Here is an 8,589-nt window from a genome sequence, read left to right on the forward strand (position 1 = left end):
AGTGATGCCAAGGTAGGCGATATCGTGGCGCTCGACAATCAGCATATCCTGATTATCGAGCAGGGCGGCGATAAAGACGGCGCGATGCGCAACCTTATCTATAAAGTGGATCTGAGCAAGGCCAGCGACCTGGCGGCGTTCGATAAGCCTGGCGAATACCCGGAGTTTGCGGATGCGAACGCGCTGGCGGCGCGCGGGATTACGCTTGCCGACAAAACGCTGGCGGTCGATTTGCGCCAGCTCGGCTGGCAGCAGGAAAAAGCCGAGGGGCTGGCGCTTATCGACAGTAAGACCCTGGCGGTGGCCAACGATAACGACTTCGGCGTGAAAACGGTGCTGCAAAACCCGGTTGCGGGCAAGAAGCTTAAGGATTACCGGGTCAACGAGCAGGGCGCGCTTACCGTTGAGGGTAACGCGGTTGCCACCACTATCGGCGTGAAGCCGCTGGAGAAGCCGGAGTCGGACAGCGAGCTGTGGGTAGTGACGCTGCCTGAAGCGCTGATGTAAATCCCCTCACCCTGACCCTCTCCACTATTGCGGAGAGGGACGGATTTGTGCGGTTATTTGCGCAGGCTGGAGAACGCCGCGCGAATCTCTTCTTCCGGCAGCTGAATGCCGATAAACACCATCACGCTGTGCGGCGTTTCATCGCCCCACGGACGGTCCCAGTCGGCGCTATACAGGCGCTGGACGCCCTGGAACAGCAGACGGTTCGGCTCGCCGTCAATCCACAACATGCCTTTGTAGCGCAGCAGTTTGTCGGCAAACGACAGCAGCAGGTTTTCCATCACGCGCGACACCTCGCTGATATCCACCGGGTAATCCAGTTCGACGACGATAGACGACACGTCATTCTGCTTGTCGGCCATAAAGTGGAAGCGGGGTTTTGAGGTGACGTTTTCCTCCAGCATAAAGCCGTTGGTATTGAACAACTGAGAAAGGTCGATATCGCCGTGCGTCACGGTGTAAATCGGCGCGCGTGAGTTAATGCGCGTCAGGCGTTCGTGCAGTTTTTCGCTATTGCCCGCCACGTCGGTTTTGGTCAGCAGGATGCGGTCAGCGTAGCCCACCTGCGACTGGGCGATAGTGAACTGGCTCATCTGCTCGTCGGCGTGAACCGCGTCGACCAGAGCAATCACGCCGTCCAGCAGATAGCGCTGGCAGAGAATGTCGTGGGAGAAAAAGGTCTGAATAATCGGTCCCGGGTCGGCCATGCCGGTGCATTCGATCACCAGACGGTCAAAGTCGATGTCGCCGCGATCGCGGCTGTCGAGCAGGTCGAGCAGGGCGTCTTCCAGCTCAGTGGAACGGGTGCAGCAGATGCAGCCGTTGGTCAGGGTTTTGATCTGCGTGGCGCGGTCGCCAATCAGCTGATCGTCGACAGAGACTTCGCCAAACTCGTTTTCGATAACGGCGATTTTAAACCCGTGCTGTTCGTTAAGAATATGGCGCAGCAGGGTGGTTTTTCCCGCGCCGAGAAAGCCGGTCAGCAGGGTAACGGCAATCGGGGTCATGATCTCTCCTTTAGCAGCAGCGTACGCCGCCTTCTCCACTTCCGCCGTAGCGCGCTTCCTGGCGCTCGCGGAAGAATTCGGTGTAGGTCATGTACGGCTTATCCAGATGGTTGGTCTTCATGTGCTCGACATAGTTGTCGTAATCCGGAATACCAATCAGCATTTTTGCCGCCTGACCGAGGTATTTTTTTGCTTCGCCTAAGTTACCAAACATTGTGCTTTCCAGATAGAAAAAGCCCGGTGTCGCTACGCTTACCGGGCCTGCAGTGACATTGCTAACTTAATGGTGTGAAGAGGTCTTCACGCCGCCTTCCGGTACCGGTACGTACGGTGTTTCTTTGTCGGTACGGGTGTCGGTGTTACGCACCTTCATCCAGGTTTTGATGCCGTAGAAGATGATGCTGTATACCACCACCAGGAACAGAATGCTCAGACCCGCGTTGGTGTAGTTGTTCACCACGATATGGTTCATGTTGGCAACCTGCTGCGCGGTGAGGTCTGCGCCGCCTGCGGCAATCTTCTCTTTGTACTGGTTAGCCATGAAGAAGAAGCCTTCCATCTGCGGGTTGCTGCTGAACAGCTTCAGACCCAGCGCCCAGGTGGTGCAGAGCAGCAGCCACAGGGCCGGAACCACGGTTACCCAGATGTATTTGGTGCGCTTCATCTTCACCAGCACTACGGTGCTGAGCACCAGCGCGACGGCTGCGAGCATCTGGTTAGAGATACCGAACAGCGGCCACAGGCTCTTCACGCCGCCCAGCGGGTCAACCACGCCCTGATACAGCAGGTAGCCCCACAGGCCCACACAGCCTGCCGTGCCCAGAATGCCCGCCACCAGGGAGTCGGTTTTCTTCAGGAACGGGACGAAGTTGCCGAGCAGGTCCTGCAGCATAAAGCGGCCTGCGCGGGTACCGGCGTCCAGTGCGGTCAGGATAAACAGCGCTTCGAACAGAATACCGAAGTGATACCAGAAGCCCATGTCGGCCATCGGCAGCACCTTGTGGAACACGTGGGCGATACCGACCGCCAGCGTTGGCGCTCCGCCTGCGCGGTTCAGCACTGATGGTTCGCCGATGTCTTTCGCCGTCTGCATGATCTGCTCAGGGGAGATGACAAAGCCCCAGGAGCTGACGGTCGCCGCCGCGTGGGTGCTCACATCTTTCAACTGCGCCATGATCATCGCCGCGTTTTCACCGCCCATCTCATGCAGGTTAGGCATGGTGATGCCAAGACCGGCCGGCGGGGTGTTCATCGCGAAATAGAGACCCGGTTCGATGATGGACGCCGCAACCAGCGCCATAATCGCCACGAAGGACTCCATCAGCATCGCGCCGTAGCCGATCAGGCGGGCGTCGTTTTCGTTCGCCAGCAGTTTCGGCGTGGTGCCGGAGGAGATCAGCGCGTGGAAGCCGGAAACGGCGCCACAGGCGATGGTAATAAACAGGAACGGGAACAGCGCGCCTTTCCACAGCGGACCGGTACCGTCGATGTACTGGGTGACCGCCGGCATTTTCAGATCCGGGTTGAGGATCACGATGCCGAGCGCCAGACCGACGATAACGCCGATTTTCAGGAACGTCGCCAGGTAGTCGCGCGGCGCCAGAATCAGCCATACCGGCAGCAGGGCGGAGACAAAGGCATAGCCAATCAGCGCGAAGGTGATGGTGGTGTCTTTAAAGGTCAGCGCCGGGCCCCAGTACGGGTCCTGGGCGATAACGCCGCCGAAGTAGATGGAGGCGACCAGCAGCACAATACCAATCACCGACACTTCGCCCACACGGCCCGGGCGGAGGAAGCGCATGTAGATACCCATAAACAGCGCAATCGGCACGGTCGAGCAGACGGTGAACACGCCCCACGGGCTTTCCGCCAGCGCTTTCACCACGATAAGCGCCAGTACCGCGAGGATGATTATCATGATGAGGAAGCAGCCGAACAGGGCGATAGAACCCGGTACGCGGCCCATCTCTTCTTTGACCATCTCGCCAAGCGAAGAACCGTTACGGCGCGAGGAGATAAACAGCACCATAAAGTCCTGCACCGCACCGGCCAGCACGACGCCCGCCAGCAGCCACAGGGTACCTGGCAGGTAGCCCATCTGTGCGGCCAGCACCGGGCCGACCAGCGGGCCAGCGCCTGCGATGGCGGCAAAGTGGTGGCCGAACAGCACGTAGCGGTTGGTCGGCACGTAGTTCAGACCGTCGTTGTTGATGACGGCCGGGGTGGAGCGCGTTGGGTCAAGCTTCATGACCTTCTGCGCGATATAAAGGCTGTAGTAGCGGTAAGCCACCAGATAAACCGAAACGGAAGCGACGACGATCCACAGGGCGCTGACGTGCTCGCCCCGGCGGAGTGCCACAACCGACAAACAGAATGCCCCGATGACCCCGAGGGCCATCCAGGGTATGTGCTTAAGGTATTTTTTCGTATCCATAGTAAAACCTGGCTTTTTTAGGATGAATAGTGAGGTCTGTGTTGCTTTGCGTGAGGTATTGCTTAGGTTAGGAGCGATTTTACCAGAGCATCGCGCGTGGATGGGGCGGAAAATGACTGAGTGGTTGTATGCGCCGCTGAGTGGTTGTTTGTCGGGGTAAGCGGTTTGGCTAAGTGGCTGACAAATCAATAAATGTGATAATGATCACGGTATGGCTTGCGGCGTTTTTGTTCGTATTCATTGCGTGTTTTTCCAGCAGCAAGGTGATTACTGGCTAAAGTTTTCGCTTTTTTGGCCGAAAACCCCGATAACTCACCATTGGAAAAAAACAACATGCTAAACCGAATTAAAATTGTCACCAGCCTCGTGCTGGTTCTTGTGTTATTTGGCCTTTTGCAACTGACATCAGGAGGGATGTTCTTTAACTCTCTCAAGCATGACAAAGAAAACTTCACCGTTTTGCAGACCATCCGCCAGCAGCAGTCCACGCTGAACGGCAGCTGGGTTGCGCTGCTGCAGACCCGTAACACCCTGAACCGCGCCGGGATCCGTTACATGATGGATCAGAACCACATCGGCAGCGGGGCAACGGTGAACGAACTGATGCAAATCGCCACCAAATCCCTTAATGATGCGGAAAAACGCTGGGCGGAGTACGAATCGCTGCCGCGCGATCTGCGCCAGGATGACGCGGCATCCCTTGAAATCAAACGTAATTACGATATTTACCACGGCGCGCTGGCCGAACTGATTCAACTGCTGGGCGCAGGCAAAATCAACGACTTCTTCGACCAACCGACCCAGAGCTATCAGGACGGTTTCGAAAAAGCCTATGTGAACTACCTCGGGCAGAACGACCGCCTGTACGAGCTGGCGGTGACGGATAACAACAGCTCCTACAACCAGGCGATTTGGGTGCTGATCGGCGTGATGATCGCGGTGCTGGTGGTTATCGTGGTTGTCTGGATGGGGATTCACAAAACGCTTATCCACCCGATGACTCGCCTTATCGACAGCATTCGCCACATCGCTGGCGGCGACCTGGTGAAACCGATCGACGTGCAGGGCAGCAACGAAATGGGCCAACTGGCCGATTCGCTGCGTCATATGCAGAGCGAGCTGATGCGCACGGTGGGCGAAGTGCGTAACGGCGCGGACGCTATCTACAGCGGCGCCAGCGAAATCGCGATGGGCAACAACGATCTCTCCTCCCGTACCGAGCAGCAGGCGGCGTCGCTGGAAGAGACGGCAGCCAGCATGGAACAGCTGACGGCCACAGTGAAGCAGAACGCCGAGAACGCCCGCCAGGCGAGCCATCTGGCGCTGAGCGCGTCTGAAACTGCGCAGAAAGGCGGTAAAGTGGTGGATAATGTGGTGCAGACGATGCGCGACATCTCCTCCAGTTCGCAGAAAATCGCCGATATTATCAGCGTGATTGACGGCATTGCCTTCCAGACCAACATCCTGGCGCTGAACGCCGCCGTGGAAGCGGCCCGTGCGGGTGAGCAGGGTCGCGGTTTTGCGGTGGTTGCCGGTGAGGTTCGCAACCTTGCGCAGCGCAGCGCCCAGGCGGCGCGCGAGATTAAGAGCCTGATCGAAGACTCCGTCAGCCGCGTGGACGTAGGGTCTACTCTGGTGGAAAGCGCGGGTGAGACCATGGATGAGATAGTCAACGCGGTGACTCGCGTGACCGATATCATGGGCGAGATTGCGTCGGCTTCTGATGAGCAGAGCCGCGGTATCGACCAGGTCGGTCTGGCGGTGGCCGAAATGGACCGCGTGACCCAGCAGAACGCCTCGCTGGTGGAGGAGTCCGCCGCTGCCGCCGCCGCGCTGGAAGAACAGGCCAGCCGTCTGACCCAGGCGGTGGCTGTTTTCCGCATTCAGCACGCGCAGGCATCCGCCCAGCGCGCACGTGCCGTTGAACATCATGAGCACAAACCTGCCGCCCTGCGTAAAGCCGCGTCGACCGACGCCGGGGACAACTGGGAAACGTTTTAACCGGCTGGCCGGTTAAGCATCAGGCGCATGGCGCAGCGCGATTCTCGCGCCAGGCCATGCGCCGCCTCTTCTGCAAGTTTCTGCCGCAATACCCGCGTCCGACGTTGGGCGAACCGTGAGAATGAGCGCTATAGTTTGATTCTTCACCGTTTTCGCTTAACAGCGACCCTGGGAGATGCGTATGCAATTTATTGCCGTTCCGGCGACTCACTTTAGCGGCGAGCAGCTCACCTCTGTCCTGGGGGACTGTTTTACCGACTATATCGTACCGTTCGCGCCGGTGGTGGATGTCTTCGTGCAGCGCTTTACGGCGGAGGGGATGAGCCTGGTCGACTCCTGCATCTGGCTGGAGAGCGATACGCCTGCGGCGATCGCCATTGTCGCCCGGCGCGGCCATGATGCCCGACTGGCGGCGTTTGCCGTGCATCCCCGCCATCGCGGCAAGGGGGTGGGCAAGCGCATGATGTCGGCGCTGCTGGCCTCGCTGCGGGAAAAAGGCGTACGGCAGATGTGGCTTGAGGTGATCCGCCAGAATCCGGCGGGCGTGGCGCTGTATCAGTCGCTGGGGTTTGAGGTTCGGCGGGGACTTTGCGGCTACGTTAGCGCGCCGCAGTTCGTGCCGGAGGGGATTTTGCAGGAGACGGACGTGCTGGCGCTGGTGCGCCGGGCCGCGGCGGAGATCGACGGCAGCCTGCCGTGGGTGCTGGACCCGTTTTCGCTGTGCACGCTGCCGTGCCAGGCCTGGACGCTGGGTCACCAGGCGTACGCGGTGATTTCCCGCATCACGGCGAAGCCGCAGCTGCAACTGCTGTGGGTTGAGCCGCGGGCGCGCGGGCGAGGGTTAGCGCGCGAGATGCTGCGGGCGTTGGGCCAGCAGTTTCCGGCGCTGGGCACCTCGGCGGCGGTGCCCGAGTCCTTCACCCCGCTGTTTCACGGGGCGGGCTACACGACGATGGCTATCCAGCAATACGAAATGCGCATCACCCTTCGCGGTTCACCACCTTGATTTCCACCATGCCGATGCCGAGCTTGCGGGGCGAGTGGCCGAGAATATTCCCCTCATTGGTGGACTGCGGGTCCGGCGGCGCGATGGTCAGCAGATGGCTGCGCGTCGGGTTGTCGAAATGCAGCGTGGTGGTGGAGACCTCGTTGCTGAGAGTGAGCGTTTGCTCACTGTCGCCAACGCGCACCGGTATCGGGTGGTTGGCGTTGGGTCCGTAGGCTTTTGCGGTGATCGTCAGGTCGAATTTTTCCGGCAGCGGCGCGGCGTATTCAATTTTCACCTCGTCGGCAAGCTGCGCGTTTGACCAGCGGCCCCAGCTTTCCGGGCGAGAGATCCCGCTAAACTGTTTTACCTCTTCCGGCGCGCCCGCCACGTTGAAAATAAAGCTGTCGGCTTTATAGCGAATGTCGTTATCGACAATTTTCAGGCGGTCGACGTTGCCCTGGTAGCGCGTCATGTCGATTACCGTGTCTTTAAACGCCGCTTTACCTTTCCACTGCGCTTTGTCGATATGCTGAACTTTCTGCACGCCGCCGAGCTGGCCCTGAGAGACGCACCAGTCGGTGGAGAGCGCCAGTTCCGGCGCCCAGAGTTGCGCCATCTTGTAGCAGCGGTCGACCCAGACGAAGTTATCGCGCGGCGCGAAATCGGCCAGCTGGAAGCGCAGCGGCGCGGAGTATTCACTTTCCGGCAGCGGCTCCACGCGGTTGTCGGAAACCCGCAGCAGCAACGGCAGGCGGAAATTCGAACCGGAGAAGGCCATCATGTTCTTCTGGCTGTCGACGGTGAAATCGTTAATCGCTTTCGGGAAGTTCCACAGGCGGATGATATCCGGCTTCCACGCCAGTATTTTCTCTTTCATGTTCAGGAAGACTTCCGACAGCGACTGCCCGGAGAGGCTGCTGCGCCCGAGGCCGATAAAGTTATCGCCGCCGAGAATGTCCAGCACCGTGGCGCCGTTATCCATGGTGTTGCGTTTCAGGCCCACCACGTCCTGCTGCGGCTGGTCGCCGCGCAGGATAAAGAACAGGTTGTTGCGATCCTGCTTGTTCAGGTAATCCCAGGCGGTGTTTTTCATCGCCAGATGATCGGAGGAGACCACTATCACCGTGCTTTTGAAGTACGGCGAGGCTTCTATCTTCGCAATAAACGCCGCAATGTTCTCCTGGCTGCAGCTCACCGCGCTGAACGACTGGTTGGCTTTGCCGCCGATATCGTACTTTTTACGCTGGCAGGTACGGGAGATAAAACCGTCCGGATGGTGGGTGTCGACGGTCAGGGTAAACAGTGAGAAGCGCTTGCCGGACGCCGACAGCGCCTCAAACTTTTTCCACGCTTCATCCAGTACGGTGTCGTCATAGAAACCCCAGTCGTTGCGGTAGGCCGGGTCGGCCACCACGGTTTTCAGCTCTTCGGCGCCGTAGAGGTGGTCGAAACCGTGAGACTGCAAAAAGACGTCTTTCCCGGCAAAGCGCAGGTTTGCGCCCTGAATAAAGTAGTTTTCATAGCCGGAGTTCTTCAGGATATCGCCAAGGCAGACGTTTTGCGGGAAGAAGCTGGAGACGGAGGCCGACGCGTTGCCCTCAAACGGCGCGAACAGCGGTATGCCGCACTGGGAGGCGACCATCCCGGCAATG

Annotated in this window: 7 protein-coding genes and 1 pseudogene; 3 read left to right on the top strand and 5 right to left on the bottom strand. The window is 59.1% G+C overall.

The features are described 5' to 3' along the window. A partial coding sequence (locus tag JO226_RS20960; protein WP_296407028.1) for an esterase-like activity of phytase family protein occupies positions 1 to 507 on the top strand: 507 nt, incomplete at its 5' end. Between the two features lie 53 nt (positions 508 to 560). Here the strand turns inward: JO226_RS20960 and yjiA are convergent. From yjiA to JO226_RS20975, 3 genes are all read right to left on the bottom strand, one after another. Beyond that, complete coding sequence (yjiA, locus tag JO226_RS20965; RefSeq protein WP_296407030.1) at positions 561 to 1,514, bottom strand: GTPase; 954 nt, start codon at positions 1,512 to 1,514, stop codon at positions 561 to 563. 10 nt (positions 1,515 to 1,524) lie between these two features. Further along, positions 1,525 to 1,728 carry a YbdD/YjiX family protein gene (locus JO226_RS20970; protein ID WP_296407031.1) on the bottom strand — a complete coding sequence of 68 codons (204 nt, stop codon included), beginning with the start codon at positions 1,726 to 1,728 and terminating at the stop codon, positions 1,525 to 1,527. A gap of 66 nt (positions 1,729 to 1,794) precedes the next feature. Beyond that, positions 1,795 to 3,948 carry a carbon starvation CstA family protein gene (locus JO226_RS20975; RefSeq protein ID WP_296407033.1) on the bottom strand — a complete coding sequence of 718 codons (2,154 nt, stop codon included), beginning with the start codon at positions 3,946 to 3,948 and terminating at the stop codon, positions 1,795 to 1,797. A gap of 333 nt (positions 3,949 to 4,281) precedes the next feature. On the opposite strand from JO226_RS20975, the gene tsr reads away from it, so the two are divergent. Further along, a complete protein-coding gene (gene tsr / locus JO226_RS20980) occupies positions 4,282 to 5,949 on the top strand; it encodes a methyl-accepting chemotaxis protein (protein ID WP_296407036.1) in 1,668 nt (555 codons plus the stop codon). On the opposite strand, the pseudogene JO226_RS20985 reads toward tsr, so the two are convergent. Beyond that, positions 5,946 to 6,038 (bottom strand): annotated as a pseudogene (locus JO226_RS20985) (GNAT family N-acetyltransferase); the annotation flags it as partial. The gene tsr and the pseudogene JO226_RS20985 sit on opposite strands and share 4 nt — an antisense overlap. A gap of 92 nt (positions 6,039 to 6,130) precedes the next feature. Between JO226_RS20985 and JO226_RS20990 the strand changes: the two are divergent. Beyond that, positions 6,131 to 6,955, top strand: coding sequence for an N-acetyltransferase (locus tag JO226_RS20990; RefSeq protein ID WP_296407038.1), 825 nt, complete (start codon positions 6,131 to 6,133; stop codon positions 6,953 to 6,955). Here the strand turns inward: JO226_RS20990 and opgB are convergent. After that, on the bottom strand, positions 6,930 to 8,589 hold a 1,660-nt coding region (opgB, locus tag JO226_RS20995), incomplete at its 5' end, for a phosphatidylglycerol--membrane-oligosaccharide glycerophosphotransferase (protein WP_296407042.1). The genes JO226_RS20990 and opgB overlap by 26 nt on opposite strands.

This window comes from Pluralibacter sp. (assembly GCF_019237635.1).
Taxonomy (GTDB): domain Bacteria; phylum Pseudomonadota; class Gammaproteobacteria; order Enterobacterales; family Enterobacteriaceae; genus Enterobacter_B.